Below are 22,352 nucleotides of genomic sequence, written 5' to 3'. Positions count from 1 at the left end.
TCGATGCTGAGGCTGGTCAGCCGGCGTGCCCGCGCACAGTGGCCGTTGCTGGCGGCCCTCATCGGGGTCGTCATGGTCGGCGCGACCCTGCTGGGCACCTGCGCCCTGCTGAGCACCCGCACCGCCGAGCGGGCGCTGGAGGTCGCCATGGCCCGCGCCGCCCCGGCCGCCGTCGACGTGACCGTCTACACCGGCACCGTCGAGGGCGGGGACACCCGGTCCGTCGCCGCCGACACCCGCGCCGTGGTGTCCGCCGCGCTCGCCCCGTTCCCGGTGACCACCACCGCGCGGGCGTCGACAGTGCTGCGGGCGCTGCCACCCGCGCTCGCCCCCGGCACCACCGTCCCGGCCCAGGCGTACCTGTCCGGGCTGGACGACCTGCCGTCCCGGGCCGAGCTGGTCACCGGGCGCTGGCCACGCGACAGCGGTGACGCTGTGGTGCTGGAGTCCACCGCCCAGCTGCTCGGACTCACTCCCGGTCGTCGGGTACGCCTCGGTGCCGAGCTGGCCCACGCGCCCGTCCCGGCCATCGACGTGACAGTCGTCGGTGTGGTACGTCCGATGCCGGGGCGCGGCTGGGACCGCGACCCGCTGGCCGCGGCCGGCTCCGCCACCGGGTACCAGGACGGCCGCTTCCGGCAGCCGGTCAACGCCTACGGTCCGTTCCTCGTCGACCTCGCCGATCTGGTCACCACCGGCGCCACCGTGGACCGGATGGAAATCACCGCCCAACCGGACCTGTCCGAGGCCAACCGCCGCGACCTGGAAACCGTGGCCGACGCGGTCCGCGGTGCCGACCGCCGGCTGGCCGGCACCCTCGGCGACCGCGTCCGGCTCGCCCGGGTCGCCTCCGACCTGCCGCTGACCCTGCGGTCCGCCGACAACCAACGGCACGTCACCGCCGCCGTGGTGCTCGCCATCGCCGTCCTCGGCGGTGTCCTGGCCGCGACGGCACTGGTCCTCGCCGGCCGGCTGACCGCGGGCGTCCGCGCCGACGAGACGGCCCTGCGGTCCGCCCTCGGCACCAGTCGACGCCAACTCGCCGCGACCGCGACACTCGATGCCGCGCTCGTCGCCGCCGTCGCCGCCGTGCTGGCCGTACCGGCCTCGTCGGTGCTGCACGCCGGCCTGACCCGCCTGCCGCCGCTGGACGACGCCGGTCTGACTGTGCGACCGGCCATCACCGGTGCCCAGGTGCTCGCGGTCGCTGGCGGGGCGTTGGTACTCGCCGCCGTGCTCACCGTCCTGACGATCCGGTCCGGCCCGGCGGCCGGCGACCGGCGTACCCGCCGCGAACTGCTGACCCGATCCGGCGCCGACCTGCTGCTCGCGGTGTTCGCCGCCGCCGCCTGGTGGCAGTTGTCCGCGCAGCCCTCCGCCGCCAGCCCACGCGCCGACCCGGTCCGGGTGCTCGCGCCGGCGCTGCTGCTCACCGCCGGCGCCGCCCTGACGCTCCGGGTGGTGCTGCCCGCCCTGCGCGGTGCCGATCGGTTGGCGTACCGCGCCCGTGGGCTGGCGCTGCCGCTGGCGCTCTCCGAAGCCGCCCGCCGTTCCCAGGCGGTCGCCGCCGGGCTGCTCGTCGGGCTGGCCTGCGCGGCCGGAACCTTCGGCCTCGCCTTCGACACCACCTGGCACCAGTCGCAGCGCGACCAGGCCGCGCTTTCCGTCGGTACCGACCTGACGCTCACCCTCGGCACCGAGCCGGCAGCCGGAGACGGCGCGGTCGTCGGTGCGGCCACGGCGGGAGCGGTGAGTCCGGCCCTCGACCGTGGTACGGCCGTCGGTCAGTGGCTCGGCACCGCCGGCGACGCGCCGCGCCTGGTCGCCGTCGACACCACCCGCGCCGACGCGCTGCTCCGCGGCCGGCTCGACAGCGACCGCACCTGGACGGACGTGGCAGCCGCGCTCGCCCCGCCGACCCGCGTCGTCGGCCTCACCGTTGCGGCTGGCGCCCCGCTGGTCCTGAGCGGCACCGCGACCGGCGACACCGCGCTGGCCGTGACGCCCCGGCTGCTGCTACAGGACGACACCGGCCTGCGCGTACCCTGCACCGGTCCCGCCGTGCCGCTCGACGGCCGGGAGCACCGGCTGCCCGAGTGCGCGACCGCCGACGGACTGCGCCTTGTCGCGGTGTCCCTGCCGGTCGAGGCCGGGCCGGATGCCGCCGTCGGGGTCGGCGGCCGTACCGCCATAGCCGTCACCCTCACCGTGCCGCCCGCCGGATCGGCTGACGGCTCGGATTGGACCGCCACGTCCGTGTCACCGGTCCCGAGCACGGTGCGCGACCCGACAGTGGGGCTCTCCGCCACGCCGACGGGGACCGCGCTGCGAATGGCGGCCTCGGTCGACCTCGGCAGCCTTGCCTACGACGCACCGACCCTCGTCGCCACCGCCTTCCCGGACCCCGGTCCGGTGCCGGTCGCCGTCTCCGCCCGCTTCGCCAGCGAGGTCGGTGCCGACAGTGGCAGCCAGTTCAGCCTCACGGTCGGCGCCACGCCCGTCCCGATCGTCGTCACCGAGGTCGTGCCGACCGTACCGTCCGCGCCCGGCGCCGTCGCCGTCCTGGCCGACGTCGACATGTTGTCCCGCGCACGCGCCGTCACCGGCGACCTGACGTTCCCGGTCGACGCCTGGTGGGTCGGCCACCCAGCCGGTCCCGGTGCCGCCGAGCAGGCCACCGCCCTGCATCTGGGCACGGTCACGACCCGCGAGGCGGAGACCGCCCGCCTCACCGGCGGCCCGCTGCAGGCGGGGCTGCCGGCCGCGCTGCGGCTCGTCGTACCGGCCGCGGCCCTGCTGCTGCTCGCCGGTGTCGTCCTGCACGTCACCTGCGATCTCCGGGCGCGTGCCGTCGAGGTGGCGCGGCTGCGCGGCCTGGGGATGTCCCGGCGCGGCATCCGGGCCGTGCTGCTCGGCCAGCACGCCGGCGTGCTGCTGCCCCTGCTCGTGGCGGGCGCGGGCGTCGGCGCACTCGCCACCCGCCTGGTCGCCCCCCTGCTCGTACGCTCCGCCACCGGTGCCGCGCCGGTCCCGGCGGTCCAGGCCCACTGGCCGTGGCCGGCCGAGGCCGCGCTGCTCGCCGTCCTGCTGGCCGGATGCCTGCTGGCGGTCACCGTTGTGGTTCACGTCCAGGTCCGGCGGGCCGACGCCGCGCACCTGCGGGTGGCGCCGTGAACCGGTGGCTGACCCGCCGGTGGCCGGTGCCGCACTGGCCCAGCATCCGCGGCCGGGTCCGTACCGACGCCGGTCCACTGCTGCTGATCGCCGCCGTCATCGCAGCCGTCTCGTTGCTCGCCGGGGCCGTGCCGGCGCTGCTGCGTACCGCCGCCGACAACGCCGTCCAGGACACGGTCCGCCGCGCCGGCCACGACCCGAACGTCCTCGTACACGCCAACTGGGAACGCGACGACGGCCCCACCGGCGGGCGGATCCGAGTCCCCCGCCTCGCCGAGGACGTCGACGACTTCCGCTTCCGGGCGACATACGCTCTCGGACCCGAACTCGACGCCGCGCTACGCCCGCCCATCGCCGTCGTCAACGGCCCCAGCCTCAGCATCACCGACGGCACCGAGCCGCGCACCGTCCAGCTCACCTACCTGGCCGGTGACGCTGGCGGCCCGGACGTGACCTGGATCGCCGGCAGCGCACCCGGCCCCGCCGTGTCCGAGCGGTCCGTCGAGATCCCCTACAACGGACCGCCCTGGCCGGTGCAGGTCGGCCTCTCCGAGGCGAACGCTGCCGCACTCGACCTCGGCCCCGGCGATCGCATCCCGGCCAAGGACGGCCAGGGCCGCGCCAAGGACGTCCGGATCAGCGGGATCTACCGGCCCGCGGACAGTGCCGACCCCGCCTGGCGGCTCGCCCCGGCGCTGCTGCGCCCGGCGCCGGGCGCCGACGGCGTGGGCACCACCCGGTACGCCGGCCTGCTGTCGCGCGAGTCGCTGCCGGACGCCCGACTCGCCTTCGACGACGACCAACTGCGGCGCACCGTCCACTTCGCCCCCGAACCCGACGCGCTCACCTGGGCCGCCACCGCGCCGCTCGTCAGCCAGGTGGTCAAGCTCAAGGCGACCTCCGGCCCGTCAGGCGTCCGTGACGACTCCCTGCGGTGGGAGTCGCAGCTCGACGCCGTCCTACGCGACGCCCGTACCCAGATCAGCGCCGCTTCCGCACAGGCCGCGGTCCTGCTCGCCGGCATCCTGGCCGCCACGGTACTGGTCCTGCTGCTCGCCGCCGAGCTGCTGGTGCGCCGCCGTACCCTGGCGCTGAGCGCCGCCCGGCAGCGTGGCGCGGCGCTACCCGACGTCGCTGCGGAGCTGATCATCGAGTCCACGGTGGTGTCCCTGTCGGCCGCCGCCGTCGGGCTCGCGCTCGCCCGCGCGACCGCTCCGGGCGTCTCCTGGACGTGGGCCGTTCCCGTGGTCCTGGTCGGTGCCGTTGCGGGGCCGACACTTGGCACCCTCGCCGCCGCCCGCGCCAGCCGCGACAGGCGTCAGCCCGCCAACCCGGCCGCTCGGCGCTGGATCCTGGCCACCGGCCAGCTGCGCCGCGCCGCCGTGGAGGTCGCGGTGCTGCTCGCCGCGGTCGCCGCCTTCGTCACCCTGCACCAGCGCGGGCTCCTGCCCGTCGCCGACGGCGGCGCCGGTGAGCTGACCGGCGACCTGGTCCTGCCGATCAGCGCGGTCGCGGTGGGCGTGCTCGCCGGCGCGCTCGTGATGCTGCGGCTGCTACCCGTCGGAGTGCGGTTCGCGCTCCGACAGGCCCTGCGCTCGCGCCGGCCGCTGGCCGTGTTCGGTGCCGCCCGGGCGGCCACCACGGCCGGGCGTGCGCTGCCGTTGCTGGCGCTGGTCAGTGCCACGGCGCTCGCCTCGTTCGCGCTTGTCGTCGGCGGTACCGTCGCCCGGGGCCTGGGCGACGGCGCGTGGCACACCGTCGGCGCCGACGTCCGCCTCGACGTCGGCGCCGACGCCGAGGCCGCGACGCCCGCACTCGCCGAGCGCATCGCCGCCGCACCCGGCGTGGGGCAGGTCGTCGTCGCGCAGGTGACCGACTCGGCGCGCGTGTTCGCCGAATCGACACTGCTCACCCCACGTCTGGTCATCGTGGACGCCGCCGGATTCCAGCGCCTGCTGGCCGCCACACCGTTGCCCGACGCGCCGGCACTGGGCCGGCTCAGCGCACCCGGTCCTGGCCCCGGGGACGTCCCCGCGCTGGTCCGGTCGAGCCACGGCGACCTGCGGACCGGTACGCGGTTGCAGCTGACCCGGGACGACGCCCCGGCGATCCGTCTCGTCGCGGTCGGCACCGCTCCCGCCGTCGGCGGTGCCGACGACGTCGTGATCGTCGACGCCGCGGCCCTCGCCGGGGCGGGACTGTCGGCCGTACCCAACACCGTCTGGGTGACCGGCCCCGGCGCGGCGCGGGCCGTGGCGGGCAGCGGGATCGCCGCCGACGTGGTGGTGCGCGCGGACGTGCAGCGGGCGCAACGAGTGGCTCCGCTGACCGCGGGGATCCTCCGGCTGGCGTGGACGGCCGCGGCGGTGTTGCTGGCGCTGGGGTTGCTCGGCCTCGCGCTCGCCGCCGCCGCAGGTGCGTCGGAGCGGTGGCAGACCCTGACCCGGCTGCGGACCCTCGGTCTGCGGCCACGCGACGCCCGCTGGGTCGCCGCCGGAGAGCTGCTGCCGCCGGTCGTGGTCGCCGCGATCTGCGGCCCGCTGCTCGGTGCCCTGCTCGCCCGCCTGACTCTCGGCCCGCTCGAACTGCGGCTGCTCACCGGTCAAGCCGCCGACCCGGCGGCGGTGCTGCCGTGGGGGTTGCTCGGCCTGGTGAGCGTGGCGCTGCTGGCGGCGGCCGGCGCGGTCGTACCCGTCGAGTCTGCGCTGCGGCGACGGGATCGGCTCAGCGAGGTACTGCGCGCCGGCGAGTGACCGGCTCAGGCGCCGGCACTCACTAGCGGCCAGCAGCCCGGGTGGGGTCCACCCGGAACACCCAAGTGGATCATGATTTCGTACCGGCTCCGAGCGGCCGGGTCCGACGATTCCTGAGCCGCGAGGCTCTGCCCATGGTGATCGGTGATCGGGTCGTGGGCAGGCGTACCGTGAAGCGGGCTCCCCGGGCCGGATGACCCTCGGCCACGATCGTGCCGTGGTGGCTCGTGACGACCTCCTGGAGCAGGGCCAGTCCCAGGCCGAAGCGGCGGTCTCCGGAGCCCGGGCCGCGGTGGAACCGGTCGAAGATCCGTCGGGCGTCCGCCTGGTCGAACCCTTCCCCGGTGTCGGCGATCACGAGTTCGGCGCAGTTGTCGACGGCCCGCAGTGTCACGTCGATCCGGCCTCCTGCGGGGGTGTGGGCCAGCGCGTTCGCGAGCAGTTCGCCAACGACCCGGCGCAGGGCCGACTCGACACCCGGCACCGGCAGTGGATCGTCGGGGATGTCCAGGATGAGGGTGATCTGGCGCTCGGCGGCGCGTTCGGTCTCGGCGGCGACAGTCGTCCGGATCAGCGAGGTGAGTTCGACAGGCGGATCTGGTGCCCGGTCGGCGGGGGCGGCGGCCAGCCGCGCCGAGAGCAGCAGGTCGTCAACGATCTCGCCGAGTCGGCGGGTGGTGCCGACCAGTCGTTCCAGGTCGTCGAGGTTGGTGACGGTGCCGTCGTGGCGCGCCCGCCGGGCGATCAACTGGGCTCGGGTGTGCACCTGGGCGATCGGGGTTCGCAGTTCGTGGCTGGCGTCCGCGACGAAGCGGCGCTGTCGGGTCAGGGCCTCCGCGAGTGGTGCGACGGCTCGACGGCCGACGAGCACACCGGTCAGCATGGCGGCGAGCAGCCCGACCGCCGCCGCGAGGCTGAACGCGAGCAGGAGGTGCCGGCGGTCGGACAGCTGGAAACGGGCGTCGAACACCGCCTGGACCACGGCGTCGCCGCGGGCCTCGGTGCGCACGTGGTAGGTCGTGCCGTTGCGCGTGACAGTGGTGATCTCGGTGGTCCGGGTGGCGGCCACGGTGTCCAGCGCAGCGCGCAACGGGAAACCCGGTGGCGGCGGGTTGGTGCCGGTACGCACCGTGGTGCCGTCGTACTGGAAGATCCAACTGCAGGCGGGCGGGCCGGCGATCGTGCCGTGTTCGGTGCCCCACTTCAGCTCACGCTGGATCTGCGCCTCCTGGCTGCGGACCAGGACCGCGTAGGAGATGCCACCGGCCAGCAGCAGCAGGGCCCCGATGGTCAGGCCGACGAACAGGCCGATCCGTAGTCGGGTCCGTCGGACGATCGCTCTCTCGGCCGCCTCCATCAGAGTGTTCCGAGACGGTAGCCGAGTCCGTGCACGGTGCGTACCACGGCACGTCCGAGTTTGCGTCGAAGGTAGTAGACGTAGGTGTCCACAATAGACGCTGCTGTGGCCTCTCCGAAGACCCTGCGGCGCAGCACGGCCCGTGGATGCACGGTGTTCGGCCGGGCCGCCAGCACCCGCAGCAGCTCGAACTCGCGGGTGGACAGCGCCACCCGGGTGCCGTCGGCCAGTACCGCGTCGCGTGGCGCCAGGTCGAGCAGGCCGGCGCCGATGCGTAGCACGTCTGTCGACTCGGACGTGCGCCGGCACAGCGCCCGGACCCGGGCGCTCAGTTCGTCGAGGTCGAAGGGCTTGACCAGGTAGTCGTCGGCGCCCGCGTCGAGCCCGGCGATCCGGTCGTCGACCGCGCCGAGCGCGGTGAGCATCAGGGTCCGGGCCGGTACTGCCCGAGCGCGTAGCCGGGTGACCAGGTCGAGGCCGTCAAGTGCCGGCAGCATCCGGTCGATGACCATCACATCGTACGGACGGGTCAGCCCGAGATGCAGCCCGCGCTGGCCGTCGGCGGCCCGGTCGACGAGGTAGCCTTCCTGGCCCAGCGTCTCGGTGAGTAACTCCGCCAGGTCCGCGTCATCCTCGACCAGCAGCAGCCGGTTCGATCTTCCACCCCGCATGCGTTCCACAATCTCATAGATCAGGACCGATGGAAGCAGCGTTAGTTGTCTCTTCAATTATTTGAAACCACAAGTGCGGGCGTACGTTCGGTACCGGGCCGTCGAGCCTCCCGACGCTCGATCCAACCCAGCGTCGGCGTCGTCATCAGCGTGGTGACCAGCGCGACAACTACCAGCACGGTGAACAGGGACGGGTTGACGATGCCCGCCTCCAACCCGACGTTCAGCGCGATGAGCTGCATCAGGCCACGGGCGTTCATCAGCGCGCCGACCCGCAGCGCGACACCCGACGGCTCTCCGCGCAGCCGGGCCGCCGCCCAGCAGGCACCGAACTTGCCGGCAATCGCCGCCGTCACGCAGGCCAGCGCGAAGAACAGCACCGGCAGGGAACCGAGCAGCCCGAACTCCGTACGCAGGCCGGAGTAGGTGAAGAACAACGGCAGGAAGAGCGTCGCGGCGACCGGGGTGAGGGTGTCCACCACCTTGTCGGTGTTGTCGGTACGGGGCATCACCACGCCGACCGCGAACGCGCCGAAGACCGCGTACAGCCCGATCTCGTCGGTGTACCAGGCGACCAGGAAGAGCAGGGCGACAGTGCCGAGCAGCCGGGCGCGGTCGTTGAGGCCGCGGTGGGTCATCAGCGCGGTGGTGATCCCACGTCCGCCGAGCCAGAGGAGTAGTCCGAACAGGACAGTTCCGCCCGCGGTGACGATCGCCGGACCGGCACGCCCGGAGGCGAAGGCCAGGACGGCGGCAAGCATGATCCAGGCGGCCATGTCGTCGATCGCGCCACTGGCCAGGGACAGCGTGCCGTGCCTTGTGCCGGCATGCCCTTTCTCGGTGATGATCCGGGCCAGCATCGGGAACGCGGTGATGGCCAGGGCGACCCCGACGAACGCGGCCGAGACCCCCAGTGACGTCCCGTCGGCCCTGATCGGCACGGCGTCAGCGGTCACCAGGACCAGCAGCACCCCCAGCAGCAACGGCGCGGTGACCCCGGCCAGTGAGACAACTCCTGCGGTGCCGGCGAGCCCGGTGACCCGATGGGCACTGAACGCGTAGCCGGCCTGGAACATGAACAGCACCAGGCCGACCTGGCCCACGACATACAGAACCGGCAGCAGGGGGGCCGGGAACAGGGCATTCTGCACGTCCGGCAGGAAAAGCCCGAGCAGCGACGGGCCGAGTAGCACGCCGGCGAGCATCTCGCTGACCACGGCGGGCTGGCCCGCCTTGCCCAGCAGCCAGGCGACCCCTTTGCAGAAGATCAGGATCACCGTGACCGCGATGAAGAACCGTGGCGCCAGCTCCGTTGGGGTCATCGGACCGCCTTCTCGAAGTAGTTGGTACACAACCGCGTCCGGCGGGCGTCGACAACCATCCAGGTACCGAACACCAGTTGCTGGACACTGCGGCCCACCTCGGCCCACCGGTCCCGCAGCCGCATCGCGGCCAGCCGTAGCCGTCCCGGGCCGGTGAGACCGGCAGGCGTCAGGTACGCCGGACCTCGGCTGGGCAGCGACCGGGTATGTGCCGCCGAGGAGGTCAGGACGTAACGGCGCAGCACCTCACGGGTCGCCGCGCGCATCATCACCGGCGCGACGCCACGGGCCGGGCAGGCCCGGTTCGCGGACACACCGAACGGGATGAAGTGCACGTCGCCGCGCGCGAGCCAGCGCCACCGGTCCGGAGCGAACCGGCCGTCGCCGGCGGCTCCCCCGCGGTGGAACGCCGGATAGTTGAACAGCAGCACCGACCCGGCCGGGAGGGACACCCCGGTGGGCAGGGTGATCGGCGCCGAGGTGATCCGGTGCGCGATACCGAAGAGTGGATACACCCGCAGCGTCTCGTCGACGACCCGGTCCAGCGCGTCGTCATCGTCGAGACCACGCTGCAGTTCAGGATGCGTGGCGAGAGCCAGCAGCACGTGCGCCATAGCCTCGGACATCTGCACGATCGCCGTGTTGAAGAAGGCGCCCTGCAGGTACCAGGCCGTCTCCTGGGCGGAGAACGGCGGCGGCAGCGTCACCGGACACGTTCCCGCCTCGATCCGGTCACGCAGGTATCCGGTCAACCTGTCGCGCCGATCCATGTGCCGCAGCCCGGTGCACTTCAGCGCGGTGACCACGTCGTCGGCGTTGGCGACGATCAACGCCCGGGCCGCGGGCGTGCCCACCTCGTCGAACACCATCTCGTGGTAGACCTCCGCCCACACCGGCATCATCAGGTCGCGCAGCCGGACGTGGCTGATCCGATCGGTCGGCAACTCGTCAAGCACGCGTCGGGTGGCGGCGGTCGCGAGCGCGTCCGCGCGCTCTCGCCGGATCGCGAGTACCCGCCTGGTCGTGGCGGCCACCGTCCGGTAGCGCTCCCCCGGCTCCAGATGTTCCTGGTGCATGTGTGGACCGGGTGCCAGCCAGTACCAGAACAGGTCCGACAACCCGGCTCCCCGGCTGCGTCCGTCGGCCGCCGGGTCCGCGTACACCCGCTCGAAGTGCTCGATGCCGACGGTGGGACCCGGCACCGGAATTCCCTCGACGCCGTTGACTCTGGCGAAGACCCACTCCCGGAGCCGGACGACGCCCGGCGGCAGCCAGTACGGGACGGTCCAGGCCGCGCCACACACCGCCAGGACGGTCAGGACGGTCAGGGTGCTCATCCGCCCGCCACCATGGCGACGAGGTCGCCGCTGAGCTCGCCCGGTCCGGCGACGCCGGCCAGCGCCAGCGCCCCGTCGAGGTCGGCCCGCAGCAGGTCGAGCACGTGCCGTACCCCGGCGGCGCCGCCCACCGCGAGTCCCCAGAGCACCGGGCGCCCGATCAGCACCGCAGTCGCGCCGAGCGCCAGCGCCACCAGGACGTCCGTTCCTCGGCGGACGCCGCCGTCGAGCAGCACCGGCAGCCGGCCCTCGACGGCCGCCACGATCCCGGGCAACGCGTCAAGGGTGGCGACCGCCCCGTCGAGTTGCCGGCCCCCGTGGTTGGAGACCACCACGCCGTCGACGCCGTGCGCGACGGCCAGCCGGGCGTCGGCCGGGTGCAGGACTCCCTTGAGCAGGATCGGCAGCGTCGTCAGCTCCCGCAGCCAACCGATCCGCGTCCAGTCCAGCCCGGCGTCCATCTCGATGTCGCGGACCCGGCCGCTCGGGTCGCGCATGTTCTCGCAGACCAGTCCGGGCGGCAGGTCGACGAAGCGGTGCCGCAGGTCCCGTTCCCGTCGCCCGAACACGGGCGAGTCGACAGTGACGACCAGGGCGCGGCAGCCGGCGGCCTCGGCCCGCCGGACCAGAGCCGAGGTGAACCCGAGATCCGACTGTGGATAGAGCTGGAACCAGAGCGGGCCACCGGCGGCGGCGATCTCCTCCAGTGGCCGGGTGGCCGCCATGCTGACCACCATGATGGTGCCGGCCCCGGCGGCGGCGTGGGCGGTGGCCACCTCGCCCTCGGGGTGGGCCAGCCGGTGGAACGCGGTCGGCGCGATCAGCACCGGCATGGCGAGTCGACTGCCGAGAAGCGAGGTCCGCAGGTCGCGTCCAGGCGCGCCGCGCAGGATCCGGGGCAGGATCCAGTGCCTGGCGAAGGCTTCCTCGTTGGCCCGCAGCGTCCGTTCGTCGCCGGCCCCACCGGCGAAGAAGTCCCAGTGCACCGGGTCCAGGCGACGCCGCGCGCCGGCGGCCACGTCGGCCAGGTTCAGTGCCGTGCCGTCCAGCGCGAGCATCTCAGCCCTCGACACTGCTCAGGCAACGGTCGAGGAACGCGGTCAACGGCGCCACGTGGACATCCGGCCGGTCCCACTGGTTCTCCAGGTTCTCCGCCAGGTGGTGGGTGGCCACGACCTGTCCCGCCCGGTGGTAGCGGACGACGGGGTGCAGGTAGGCGGCGTCGTGGGCCTGGCCGACGACGTTCTGGGCGACCCGGCTGACCGTGATGTCGAACGGATCCACCTGGTCGTGCTCGGGGCCGTACTCCAGGGTCACGACGAAGGCGTGCCGGTAGTCGTGGTCGGCGGTGCGCAGGCCGGTCTGGGCGAAGTACTCGACAGGTACCTCGTCGTGGTAGCGCGCGTCCGGGCCGGCCACGGTGACCACGTCGCCGAGGAAACCGAACTGCTGCCACAGGGCGGAGGTGCGGTTGACCCGGGCGACGATGGCGTCGGCGATCGACGCCGCGGTGGCGTCCAGCTTCTCCGACGGCCACGGCGTGTCGTAGTACCGTCGCTCTAGGATCTTGTGCAGGGCCCGTACCCCGTACCGGAAGCCGTGGATGAAGCCGCTCGTCGAGCGTTTGAAGTCGCGTTCCTGGGAGATCGTTCCGGCGAAGTACAGGTCGGGCACGTTCACCGACTCCCACTGCGGGTTCTGGGCCGGGAAGCGGTCCCTGATCGCGAGTTCCGGACGGCAGCTGTCGTCGAAGATCGACGCGTCGAAGGCGAAGCCGGTGCAGGCGAGCACCCGGTCGTACCGGAGTTCCTTGGTCACCTCGTCCGCGCGGGAGAACGCGAACGTCACGGTGAAACCGGTGCCGTCGCGCTCGATGCGTCGGATCTCACCGTCCAGGATCGCGTTCGCCGACTTCAGTTGGTAGGTGTCCAGAAAGTTGTTGTTGACCGCGCGCAGATGCCCCACGTAATGGGTCCGCCAGGCCATCCGGACCGCACTCGGCCCGGCGAGATGGATGAGTGTGGTGGTCTCCATCAGGTTGTCGGCGGTCTCGAACGCGGAGTTACCCTTACCGATGATCAGCACCTTCTGGTCGAGGTAGTCGCGCGGGTCGACCGACATGTCCGCGTACTGTTCCGCGAGTTCCAGGCCCGGGATCTGCGGGGTGTACGGCCGGGAGACACCTGTGGCGACGATCAGCCGCCGCGCCCGGTAGGTCTGCCCGGCCCGGACCTCGAAGATCCCGTCCACCTTGCCGACCGACGTCACCCGGGAGTCGTACCGGACCTTCACCCCCGTCTTCGCGGCGAAGTCCGCCAGGTAACGGAGCATCACCTCGGCGTCCGGGAAGTACCGCTGGGTGTATCCGGTGAACCGCAGCGCCGGATCGTCGCTGAGCAGCGAGTTCCAGTCCAACCGCAGGTTCACCTCGGGATCGTCCGAGCCGGTGTGCGGCTTGTTGATGGAGATCAGTTGCCGGTGGCGGGGATAGCGGGCGAAGAACGCCCCCGGGACGTCCGCGCCCTCCAGCACCAGATAGTCGCGCTTGCCGTCAGCCTCCAGCAGCGCGGCGAGCTGCAAGCCGGCCGGGCCGGCCCCGATGATCAGGTAGTCAAGCGTCACAGCGGCCACCTCACGGAAGAGAGTTCGGAGAAACGTCGACAGTCGCGATGACATCGGCGGCGCGCCGTACGTCACCGTCCAACGGCCGGTCCGGGTCCACCGGCGGTACGGCCGCGACCACCGCGGCCAGCACCTCGGCGCAGCCCGGCGCGGTCGGCGCACGCGCACCGACGTACGCGGCCTGGCGCAGCCCCACCGCGAGCGACCCGACGAGCAGGTGCAGCAACCGGGCCTGGTCCAGCGCCCGCAGCGCGGCCTGGGTGCCCAGCGGGATGACGTCCTGGTTGTGCAGGTTCGTCGGCAGGCTCTGCATGCTCGCCGGTACGGCGTCGCGGCGGATCTCGGCGACCAGCGCGGTCGACGCCAGTTGCACGCCCTGCAGCCCGTGCTGCTGTCCCGGTCCGGCGGCCAGCATCGGTGGCAGGCCGCCGGTGCGGTTCGGGTCGACGAGCAGGTCGAGTTGACGTTCGGCGAGGTTGCCGACCTGCGCCACGACCATCGACAGCAGGTCGGCGGCGAACGCGGCGGGCTGCCCGAAGAAGTTGCCGCCGTGCACGACGAGATCCTCTTCGGGAAAGAACAACGGGTTGTCGCTGACGCCGTCGAGGTCGGCCCGGACCACGGAGTCGACGTAGCGCAGGGCGTCCTCGGCCGCGCCCAGCAGTTGCGGCGCACAGCGAATGCTGTACGGCTCCTGAAGCGGGCGCGTGCCGGACGGTACGAGCCCGGCGCTGACCCGGCGCATGTACGCACCCACGTCGACCGCACCCGGATGGCCGTACGCCCGCAGGAGCCGGGCGTCGAGAAACTGCGGGTCGCTGCCGAGCAGATCGGCGAGCAGGCAGGTGAGCACCTGGACCGCGCGGTGCGAGGCGCGTACCGAGTCCAGCGCCAGCGCCGCCGCCGCGGTGGTCAGCGACGTGCCGTTGACTAGCGCCAGGGCATCCCGGCCGTCCAGGGGCAGCGGTTCGAGTCCCGCCTTCTCCAACGCCTCGGCGGCGGGCAGCCGCACCCCGTCGAGATAGGCGTACCCACGGCCGCGTAAGGCCTGGGCGGCCGCACCGAGCGGAATCAGGTCACCGCTGGCCCCGACCGACCCCAGCCGGGGCACCGCGGGGACGAACGTGGTCGCGAGCATCGCCGTGAGGGCGTCGATGACGTGCGGAGACACCCCCGAGGCACCCCGGGCCAGCGACCAGGCCCGGATCAGCATGGTCGCGCGGACCACCTCCGGTCCGAGGTCCGGACCCTGACCCGCGCCGAGGTGAGCGAGCGTGTTGTCGGCCTGGTCGCGCAGCTCGGCCCGGCCCGGATAGCCCACCAGGGCACCGAAGCCGGTGGTGGCGCCGTACACCGCGCGGTCGTCGCCGAGCACGTCGGACAGGAACTCGCGGGCGGTCGCGACCCGTTTCCGGACCTCCGGCCCGACCACGACCGTGACCGGGTCACGAGCGGCAATCAGGTCGGCGATCCGCAGCGGGACCGCGAGATCTACCTCTCTCGTCATGCGAACGCACCCTAGAGACGGAATCTCAGAACGCTTTGAGATCAGCTCGTTACGTTGCGTCGCATGACGCTCGATTACCTGATCATCGGAGCCGGACCGGCTGGGCTCCAGCTCGCCGCCCTGCTGGAGCGCGACGGTCGCGACTATCTGGTGCTGGAGGCCGGCCCGACGCCGGGCACCTTCTTCACCACCTATCCCCGGCACCGGCAGCTCATCTCGATCAACAAGATCTGGACCGGTTCCGAGGATCCGGAGTTCAACCTGCGCGCGGACTGGAACTCGCTGCTTACCGACGACCCGGCGCTGCTGTTCAGGAACTACAGTCGGCGCTACTTCCCCGACGCGGACGACCTGCTGCGATACCTCGCCGACTTCGCCCGCGGCCTGCGGATCAGGTACGACACCCGGGTCACCCGCGTCGCGCGGGACGGGGACCTGTTCACCATCTCCGCAGGCGACGACACCCTGACCGCCCACCGGGTCGTGGTCGCCACCGGGGTCTCCCAGCTGTACGTTCCGCCGATCGAGGGCGCCGAACTCGCCGAACGGTACGACACCGTCAGCGTCGACCCGGACGACTTCGTCAACCAGCGCGTACTCATCATCGGCAAGGGCAACTCCGCCTTCGAGACCGCCGACGCGCTCGTCGAGACCGCCGCGGTCATCCACGTCGCCGGCCCACACCCGATCAAGCTGGCCTGGCAGTCCCACTACGTCGGGCACCTGCGCGCGGTGAACAACAACTTCCTCGACACGTACCAGCTCAAGTCACAGAACGCGGTGCTCGACGGCACCGTCGAACGGATCGCCCGGCGCGACGACGGCGGCTACCGGATCGACTTCCGGTACGCCCGCACGGTCCAGTCGATCCGGCAACTCGACTACGACCGGATCATCCTCTGCACCGGGTTCCGGTTCGACGCGAGCATCTTCGACACCTCAGCCAGACCGCGACTGGTGCTCGACGACCGCTTCCCGGAACAGACGTCGGCGTACGAGTCGGTGAACGTCCCGGGCCTGTACTTCGCCGGCACCCTCACCCAGCAGCGCGACTTCAAACGCTCGACGAGCGGGTTCATCCACGGCTTCCGGTACGGTGCACGCGCCCTGCACCGGATTCTCAACGCCCGCCACCACGACTCGCCGTGGCCGTCCACACAGTTGGACCACACGCCGGAGGCGATCGCCGACGCGATCATCGCCCGACTCAACCGGACCTCGGCGCTGTGGCAGCAGTTCGCGGTCCTCGGCGACGTCGTCACCGTCACCGGCGACACCGTGCGCTACCACGAGGAGGTGCCGGTCGACTATCTGCACGACGGCGGCCTGGGGCCCGAACCGTTCGCCTTCGTGGCCACCCTGGAATACGGACCGGACCACGACCAGGTCGACCCCTTCGACATCGCGGTCCCCCGGATCGCCGAGAACGACGCCGAGCACGCGCACGACGCCAGCTATCTGCACCCGGTCGTACGGGTCCTCCGGGGCGGCCGGGTGGTCGCGGTGCACCACCTCGCGGAGAACCTCGAGAACCACTGGGACCTTCCCGTCGTACACCACCAGCCACTCGTCCTCTTCATCAAGGGTGTGCTGTCCGATGCCGACTGAGATGTGGCCACAGCCCGTCCTGGACCTGCTCGCCACCGGGGGCGACCGGCCGGTCTTCTGCGACGGCGACCGCACCGTCACCGCGGCGCAGATGTCCGAGCTGGTCTGCCGGATCGCCGCCGGGCTGCGCGACGCCGGGGCCGGGCCCGGTGTCGGGGTGGCCCTGCGGCTCGGTGTCACCGCCGAGGCCTTCGCGGCGATCATCGCGGCCTTCGCGGTCGGCGCCCGGGTCTCCGGGATCCGCCCCGACCTGACCCCGGCGCACCTCGCCCACCAACTCGACGACAACCCACTGCTCGTCGACGACGCCCACGTCGCCGAACTGGCAGCGACAGCCCACCCCGGAACCACGCTTGTCGCCGCCGGGCGCCCGAGCGATGTCGCCCGGATCACCTGGACCAGCGGCAGCACCGGCAGCCCGAAGGGCTGCGCCCAGACGTACGCGTCGCTGAGCGCGGCCTGGGCGCCCTACCCGGACCGCTGGCCCCCGGCGGTCGCCGACCTCGCCCCCCGCCTCCAGCGCTATCTCGTCTTCGGTTCGCTGAGCAGTCAGGTGATGCTGGAGTACGCCATCCTCGCCCTGACCGCGGGTGGCACCCTGGTCGCGGACCACTCCCCCGGCTTCCCCGGCATGATCAGCCGGCACCGGGCGACCGCGAGCGTGATCACCGTCGGCAAACTGCACCAACTCGTCGAGGACCAGCGCACCGAGCCGACCGACCTGAGCAGCCTGCGGGCGCTGTTGGTCGCCGGCTCCCCGCTGGCACCGGGCCGGCTCGCCGAGGCACTCGACGTCCTCGGCCCCGTGATCTACCACGGCTACGGGCAGACCGAAACCGGCATGATCACTATGGTGACGCCGGCCGAGATGCTGGCCTCCCCGACCGTGCTCGCCTCGGTCGGTCGACCACCCCCGGTGACCGAACTGTCCATCCGCGACGCCGACGGCCGCCCCGCCACCGAGGGGGAACTCTTCGTACGGACACCGGCGCAGGCCGCCGCCTACTGGAATGATCCAGTCGAAACCGCCGACGTCTTCGTCGACGGCTGGGTCCGTACCCGCGACCTGGCCCGGCTGGACAGCGACGGCTACCTGCACCTGCTCGGCCGGACCCGGGACGTCATCATCGTGCACGCCAACCTGGTGTACGCCGGCCCGATCGAGCGGGTCCTCGCCGCCGATCCCACGGTTGCCGAGGCCTACGTCGTCGGCCGACCCGATGACCTCACCGGGGAGGCAGTGCACGCCTACGTGGTGCCCGCCGCCGGTCACACGCCGGATGCCGCACGGCTGCGCACCCTGGTGACGGAGGCACTGGGGGCGCCGTCAGCGCCGCTGACGATCCAGTCGATCGATCGGGTGCCAGTGGCGCCGAGTGGTAAACCGGACAAGCGCGCCCTACCGACATGACGATCAGATGACCGGGGTAGCACCGTTTCGACGTCAGCAGTTTGGATCAGCGTGCGGGATGCGACCGTGCGGAGGATTTCTGCTCCCGCCTATGGTGATCGTGTGAAGCATTTCCAGCGGCCTGACGGTCTGCCTCCGGTGAACGGCTACAGCCATGTCGTGTCGTTCTCCGGCACCGTCGTAGCAGTATCCGGCCAGGTTCCGATGGATGAGGACGGCCGCGTGGTCGGCATCGACGACCCCGAGGAGCAGATGCGGCAGGTGTTCCGCAATGTAGGGGTCGCCCTGGCCGCCGCCGGTTCCGACTTCACTCGGGTGGTCAAGTTGACCGTCTACCTCACCGACCTGGACGACCTGGCCGTGTTCCGGAAGGTGCGCGACGGACACCTGGATTCCTCAGCACCGCCAGCAAGCTCGCTGGTCCAGGTGAAGGGCCTGATCAACCCGGCATTTCGGGTAGAGATCGAGGCACTCGCCGTCGCCTGACGGGCGTGAACGGCGACACTCCGGCAACCGCTTCCGCTCTTTGCCGCGGGTCGGTCGCGACGCACCGTCCAGCATCTGACTGGCTGCCTCGGCGTTGCTGATGCATTACGTCGGTTGGCTCAGCTGGCCGCGGTTACAGACTTGCGACGGGCCAGCGCCGTTGCGGCGAGGAAGGCGGCGAGGACGATCGCCGCTTCGGTTCCGATCGCCAGTGGGGTGAGCGGGAAGTCGAGCGCCCAGCCGAACGCGGCTGCGGCAGCGATCGCGGCGGCGCTCGTGGGCGGCAGCAGCAGTGTCATTCGCGTAGCGGTGTGTCGGATGCGGGGTACGTCGCGCAGGGTGATGCGCACGGCGAGGATGGCGCCGGCGACGACGACCGCTGCGATGCCGCCGTAGAAGACACCAGCGGCAAGCCACACCGGTACGCGCACATCTCGCGGTAGGTCGAATGCCGCCACGATTGCCTGGTGCAGGCCGATGACCAGGATGTATCCCACGATGAGGGAGAGCACTGCGCCCGTGCTCGCCACGCCAAGCACCTGGCCGTATCGCGGTGGGATCCGCTGTACGCCGGCTTCGTCGGCGATCCTCAGGGCGAACTCGGTGGGGTCGGTGCCGAGAAGCTGCGCAGGATCGATCCCGTCGGCTGTTGCGGCGTCGAGTTCGCTTCGCAGGTCGGCAGCAAGAGTCTCCCGGTCACGACGATGAATGCCGAGAGCGCGCCATTCCCGGTCTGCGGCGGCGAGAAGGTTGTCAACGGCCGGCGTCGACGTGCTCATGGTCATCTCCTGGATTCAGTGGACGGACGGCGAGGGTTTCGTTCACGACGCTTGCGAACTGGGTCCACTGCTCGCGCCAGAGGCTCAGTCGGTGATGGCCGGTGTCCGTGAGCCGATAAACCTTGCGGGGTGGGCCGTTGGGGCTGGGCTGCATCGCGTTGGCCACGAGTCCCATGCGGTGCAGTCGGGTGATCAATGGGTAGACGGTGCCGTAGCTGACCGTTCCGAATCCGGCGGTGTCGAGGCGGCGGACGAGTTGGTAACCGTGCGCAGGCTCGGCGGCAAGTAGCGCAAGCAGGCACATGTCCAAGCAGCCGCGCATGAGCTGGGCCTGCCGCTCGGCCGACTCGCCCGCCTCGTCTTTCACTACCATGTGGCACATAGTACGGCCGGTACTATGCGTCGTCTAATAGGTGTCCCGGAAGAGGGTGACAGCGGCTCAGATCCGCAACCCGCGCCACCCAGGTGCTACCAACCACGTTCGCTCGTGGAGCCCCTCGACCCTCGGGTTCTGCGACAGGTCCGACCCGGAGCGCTACCGAGGTCGGCCCGCGCACCACGAAGATCGAGCGCACGGATCTGGCTCCCCTCTGTGTCAAGACACCGCCGGGAGGAGGGTTCTATCCTGGGTGGCGGCGGGTCCGGGAAGTGACTTCTCCGAAGAGCCGGCTTGGGGATGAGAGTCGGTCACGCTGGAGCCAGTTGCCGTTCCCTGTTGTCCTCCCGGGCCCGCCGCCGTGGCCACCGCGTCGTTGGTCATGCTGCGGTAGACGATGTCGGACAGGCGTCGTTTCAGGGCGCGCATGGCTTCCATCGAGGTCTTGCCGGAGGTCTTCTTGCGGTCGAAGTAGGCGCGTCCTTCGGTGGGGTTGCGTAGCTGGACGGTGGCCATGATGTGCAGCACCCGGTTGATCTGCCGGTTGCCGGCGCGGGAGAGCCGGTGTCGCATCTGCTCGCCGGAGGAGGCGTCGATGGGGGCGGTGCCGTTCCAGGAGGCGAAGTGGGCCCGGTTCGGGAACCGGGTGATGTCGCCGACCTCGACGAGCAGCCGGGCGGCGCCGGAGGGTCCGATGCCGTGCAGGTCCATCAGGGTGGTGCCGGTGGAGGCGACCAGGTCCTTGAGTTCCTTGTCGGCTTCCTTGGTGCGTCGGTAGATGCGTTCGAGGTCGGCGATCAGTTCCGCGGCGACCCGCCGTCGGGCCTTCCCGACGGCGTCACGGGGACGGACGGTGGCCAGCAGGGCTTTGGCTTGGGCGGCGGACAGGCTCTTCTTCGCGCCACCCGGAATGAGTTCGAGGAGGAGTTGGTGCAGCTGGGACACCATCCGGGTGTGGTCCTCGCCGAGGGAGCGGCGCCGGTCGACCAGAATTCGCAGCAGGGCCAGCTGCTCGTCGTTGACCACCGGCCGCAGGCCCGCCATGCGGGTGCCGACCAGGGCGATGGAGTGGGCGTCGGTGGCGTCGGTCTTGCGGCCCTGGCCGGTGGCGAACACCCGCGCCCTGGCCGACAGCTTCGGTGGCACGTCGACGACCTGCTCGCCGTCGGCCAGGAGCCGGTTGGCGATGTGCCGGCCTATCCCTTGGCAGCCCTCAATCGCCCAGACCCGGTGCGGCCATCGGTGAGCGTACCTTCGCATCGCCGTGTAGCCGTCGCGGTCGGTGTCGAACCGGCCGCCGCCGACGACGGTCTCGTCGCCGGCCATCACCTCGATCGTGGCCGAGCGCTTGTGCGGGTCCATCCCGATGACCACACGATCCGACATGACAGTCAACGCGTCCTCCGATGCTCGGTCCACCTGGGTTGTCGAGCCGGGAGGGCAACGCTACTTCAAGCCGAGCAAACCCCTCTTGAGCCTCTCCCCGCCCTGGGGCGACGCCCGGGCTACGCAGGCCAAATGAGAGCCACACGACCAGCGTGGGCAGCCGAAATGAGAGCGACAACCCGGGCACCTCGACCGAAGCCTGGCCGGCAACGGTCGCAGGTCAATGAAACAAGTAGCCGAGATGCGGATGCCAGCATCAGCAAGCTTCATCAACGGCGTCGTGACGCATGCGTGCGTTACGGATGTCGTGCTCGTGGATTTCCGCCCAGCGGCCGACCGCGATAATGAGCGGCAACAACGATCGACCCAGGTCGCTGAGAGCGTAATCGACGCGCGCAGCAAGGCCGGGATGCGGTGTCCGGTCTACCAGCCCGTCGCGCACCAGCGCCCGCAACGTCCGGATGAGGATCCGCCGGCTCAACCCGTCCACGGCCCGATCAAGCTCGTTGAACCCGTACGGCCGTTGCGCGAGCACCGCCATCAGCAACACGCTCCACTTGTCTCCGGTTCGCCGCAGCACGTCCGCTGCCGCACACGAGGATCGGTCCTGCGCCGAAATCGGCACCGGGATGAGTGGGGACATCAAGGTTCCCTCTTTCGCCGTCCTGAGCCGCCAGCCGAAGATCGAGCGTACCGACAGGTGGAAAGGAGCATCCGGTGCGCACTTTGGTCATCACCGGCGGAACCCAGGGCATCGGCAAGGCACTGGCTTTGCACTATCTGAGCCGAGGCGACCGAGTCATCGCCGTCGGAACGAACCAGATCAAGGGTAAAACTCTACTCGCCGAAGCCGGTAACCTCCGCGCCGGCGACCGGTGCTCGTTTCTGCCCGCCGACCTCAGCTCGCCGACGATGACTGTCCGGCTCGCCGACCGGCTACGCACGCGGTACCCGAGCATCGACGCTCTCGTGTTCGGCGCCTTTCGCTACCACACTAAGCGTCAGGAAACCGCCGAGGGAATCGAGCGCACCTTCGCGCTGTACGTGCTCAGCCGGTTCCTGCTCGCCGAGGAACTGCGCACGGCACTGGAACGAGCGCCACACCCAGTCATCGTGAACCTGTGCGGCACCGGCGGCACGGCCGGCGGGCTGCACTGGGATGACCTCCAACTCCGCAGACGTTACCGGCCCCTCGCCGCCACCATGCAAGGCGCCCGCGCCAACGACCTGCTCGGCGTCGCCTTCACCGACGAGCACCCCGACAGCCCCATCCGGTACGTGCTGCATAACCCGTTGTTCGTGAAAACCGGACTCGCCGAACCATTCAAACAACCGACCCGCACCGCGGTAAGCATCATGACAAAGCTGTTCGCCACACCGGTCGACAGAGCGATCCAGCCAATCGTCGAACGGATCGACACACCACCAGACTCCGCACTGTCCGCCTTCCGGGTACGCCGCACGATCGACGTCACCGGACCCGCCTTCGACCTGAACGCCGCCCGCCGGTTGACAAGCACACTACGTAACCTGATCGTCAACACCGCCGAGGCATAGACAAAG

17 protein-coding genes are annotated in these 22,352 nt (G+C 71.3%); 6 read left to right on the top strand and 11 right to left on the bottom strand.

Going from position 1 to position 22,352, the window contains the following annotated elements; translation table 11 throughout:
* The first annotated feature begins 3 nt into the window (after positions 1-3).
* Both CLT74_RS03660 and CLT74_RS03655 read left to right on the top strand, forming a co-directional pair.
* Positions 4-3,174, top strand: a complete 3,171-nt coding sequence (locus CLT74_RS03660) for an FtsX-like permease family protein (RefSeq protein WP_099845267.1) — start codon at positions 4-6, stop codon at positions 3,172-3,174.
* A complete protein-coding gene (locus CLT74_RS03655) occupies positions 3,171-5,927 on the top strand; it encodes an FtsX-like permease family protein (RefSeq protein ID WP_099845266.1) in 2,757 nt (918 codons plus the stop codon). The genes CLT74_RS03660 and CLT74_RS03655 overlap by 4 nt, the downstream gene beginning before the upstream one ends.
* Before the next feature lie 70 nt (positions 5,928-5,997).
* On the opposite strand, the gene CLT74_RS03650 is transcribed toward CLT74_RS03655, so the two are convergent.
* The 7 genes from CLT74_RS03650 to CLT74_RS03620 are packed head-to-tail and all read right to left on the bottom strand — an operon-like array spanning position 5,998 to position 14,743.
* Positions 5,998-7,284 (bottom strand): sensor histidine kinase, encoded by a 1,287-nt coding sequence (locus CLT74_RS03650; RefSeq protein WP_099845265.1) that lies wholly within the window; start codon positions 7,282-7,284, stop codon positions 5,998-6,000.
* Positions 7,284-7,955, bottom strand: a complete 672-nt coding sequence (locus CLT74_RS03645; RefSeq protein WP_099845264.1) for a response regulator transcription factor — start codon at positions 7,953-7,955, stop codon at positions 7,284-7,286. The genes CLT74_RS03650 and CLT74_RS03645 overlap by 1 nt, the downstream gene beginning before the upstream one ends.
* A 53-nt stretch (positions 7,956-8,008) precedes the next feature.
* Entirely contained in the window at positions 8,009-9,277 is a 1,269-nt protein-coding gene (locus tag CLT74_RS03640; RefSeq protein WP_099845263.1) for a cation:proton antiporter, read from the bottom strand.
* On the bottom strand, positions 9,274-10,614 hold the full coding sequence (locus CLT74_RS03635) for a cytochrome P450 (protein WP_143697057.1): 1,341 nt from the start codon (positions 10,612-10,614) through the stop codon (positions 9,274-9,276). Before CLT74_RS03635 ends, CLT74_RS03640 begins: the two co-directional genes overlap by 4 nt.
* Entirely contained in the window at positions 10,611-11,672 is a 1,062-nt protein-coding gene (locus CLT74_RS03630) for an alpha-hydroxy acid oxidase (protein ID WP_099845262.1), read from the bottom strand. Before CLT74_RS03630 ends, CLT74_RS03635 begins: the two co-directional genes overlap by 4 nt.
* 1 nt (position 11,673) lies before the next feature.
* Complete coding sequence (locus CLT74_RS03625; RefSeq protein WP_099851213.1) at positions 11,674-13,236, bottom strand: NAD(P)-binding domain-containing protein; 1,563 nt, start codon at positions 13,234-13,236, stop codon at positions 11,674-11,676.
* Between the two features lie 10 nt (positions 13,237-13,246).
* The gene (locus CLT74_RS03620) at positions 13,247-14,743 is read right to left on the bottom strand and encodes an aromatic amino acid ammonia-lyase (RefSeq protein WP_099845261.1); all 1,497 of its coding nucleotides are present in this window, start codon (positions 14,741-14,743) and stop codon (positions 13,247-13,249) included.
* 63 nt (positions 14,744-14,806) lie between these two features.
* On the opposite strand from CLT74_RS03620, the gene CLT74_RS03615 reads away from it, so the two are divergent.
* Genes CLT74_RS03615 through CLT74_RS03605 form a run of 3 tightly spaced genes read left to right on the top strand, consistent with a single transcriptional unit; the run spans position 14,807 to position 18,248 of the window.
* The gene (locus CLT74_RS03615; protein ID WP_099845260.1) at positions 14,807-16,351 is read left to right on the top strand and encodes an NAD(P)-binding domain-containing protein; all 1,545 of its coding nucleotides are present in this window, start codon (positions 14,807-14,809) and stop codon (positions 16,349-16,351) included.
* Positions 16,341-17,762, top strand: coding sequence for an AMP-binding protein (locus tag CLT74_RS03610; protein WP_099845259.1), 1,422 nt, complete (start codon positions 16,341-16,343; stop codon positions 17,760-17,762). The genes CLT74_RS03615 and CLT74_RS03610 overlap by 11 nt, the downstream gene beginning before the upstream one ends.
* Before the next feature lie 51 nt (positions 17,763-17,813).
* Positions 17,814-18,248, top strand: a complete 435-nt coding sequence (locus CLT74_RS03605; protein ID WP_486581956.1) for a RidA family protein — start codon at positions 17,814-17,816, stop codon at positions 18,246-18,248.
* 119 nt (positions 18,249-18,367) lie between these two features.
* Here the strand turns inward: CLT74_RS03605 and CLT74_RS03600 are convergent, their stop codons facing one another.
* From CLT74_RS03600 to CLT74_RS03585, 4 genes are all read right to left on the bottom strand, one after another.
* A complete protein-coding gene (locus CLT74_RS03600) occupies positions 18,368-19,027 on the bottom strand; it encodes a hypothetical protein (RefSeq protein WP_099845257.1) in 660 nt (219 codons plus the stop codon).
* The gene (locus tag CLT74_RS03595) at positions 19,002-19,400 is read right to left on the bottom strand and encodes a PadR family transcriptional regulator (RefSeq protein WP_099845256.1); all 399 of its coding nucleotides are present in this window, start codon (positions 19,398-19,400) and stop codon (positions 19,002-19,004) included. Before CLT74_RS03595 ends, CLT74_RS03600 begins: the two co-directional genes overlap by 26 nt.
* Before the next feature lie 222 nt (positions 19,401-19,622).
* Entirely contained in the window at positions 19,623-20,789 is a 1,167-nt protein-coding gene (locus tag CLT74_RS03590) for an IS110 family RNA-guided transposase (RefSeq protein WP_486581939.1), read from the bottom strand.
* Positions 20,790-21,045: 256 nt separating this feature from the next.
* Positions 21,046-21,432 (bottom strand): winged helix-turn-helix transcriptional regulator, encoded by a 387-nt coding sequence (locus tag CLT74_RS03585; protein WP_099845255.1) that lies wholly within the window; start codon positions 21,430-21,432, stop codon positions 21,046-21,048.
* 74 nt (positions 21,433-21,506) lie between these two features.
* On the opposite strand from CLT74_RS03585, the gene CLT74_RS03580 reads away from it, so the two are divergent.
* Positions 21,507-22,346, top strand: coding sequence for an SDR family NAD(P)-dependent oxidoreductase (locus CLT74_RS03580; protein WP_099845254.1), 840 nt, complete (start codon positions 21,507-21,509; stop codon positions 22,344-22,346).
* Positions 22,347-22,352 lie beyond the last annotated feature (6 nt).

This window comes from Verrucosispora sp. CNZ293 (assembly GCF_002754655.1).
This window is presented reverse-complemented; position numbering and strand designations above follow the sequence as displayed.

Bases quoted from the DNA above. Each gene is read 5' to 3' on its own strand.
- CLT74_RS03660 (WP_099845267.1), top strand. From the start codon at position 4: ATGCTGAGGCTGGTCAGCCGGCGTGCCCGCGCACAGTGGCCGTTGCTG.
- CLT74_RS03650 (WP_099845265.1), bottom strand. From the start codon at position 7,284: ATGGAGGCGGCCGAGAGAGCGATCGTCCGACGGACCCGACTACGGATC.
- CLT74_RS03645 (WP_099845264.1), bottom strand. From the start codon at position 7,955: ATGCGGGGTGGAAGATCGAACCGGCTGCTGCTGGTCGAGGATGACGCG.
- CLT74_RS03640 (WP_099845263.1), bottom strand. From the start codon at position 9,277: ATGACCCCAACGGAGCTGGCGCCACGGTTCTTCATCGCGGTCACGGTG.
- CLT74_RS03635 (WP_143697057.1), bottom strand. From the start codon at position 10,614: ATGAGCACCCTGACCGTCCTGACCGTCCTGGCGGTGTGTGGCGCGGCC.
- CLT74_RS03630 (WP_099845262.1), bottom strand. From the start codon at position 11,672: ATGCTCGCGCTGGACGGCACGGCACTGAACCTGGCCGACGTGGCCGCC.
- CLT74_RS03620 (WP_099845261.1), bottom strand. From the start codon at position 14,743: ATGACGAGAGAGGTAGATCTCGCGGTCCCGCTGCGGATCGCCGACCTG.
- CLT74_RS03615 (WP_099845260.1), top strand. From the start codon at position 14,807: ATGACGCTCGATTACCTGATCATCGGAGCCGGACCGGCTGGGCTCCAG.
- CLT74_RS03610 (WP_099845259.1), top strand. From the start codon at position 16,341: ATGCCGACTGAGATGTGGCCACAGCCCGTCCTGGACCTGCTCGCCACC.
- CLT74_RS03600 (WP_099845257.1), bottom strand. From the start codon at position 19,027: ATGAGCACGTCGACGCCGGCCGTTGACAACCTTCTCGCCGCCGCAGAC.
- CLT74_RS03595 (WP_099845256.1), bottom strand. From the start codon at position 19,400: ATGGTAGTGAAAGACGAGGCGGGCGAGTCGGCCGAGCGGCAGGCCCAG.
- CLT74_RS03590 (WP_486581939.1), bottom strand. From the start codon at position 20,789: ATGTCGGATCGTGTGGTCATCGGGATGGACCCGCACAAGCGCTCGGCC.
- CLT74_RS03585 (WP_099845255.1), bottom strand. From the start codon at position 21,432: ATGTCCCCACTCATCCCGGTGCCGATTTCGGCGCAGGACCGATCCTCG.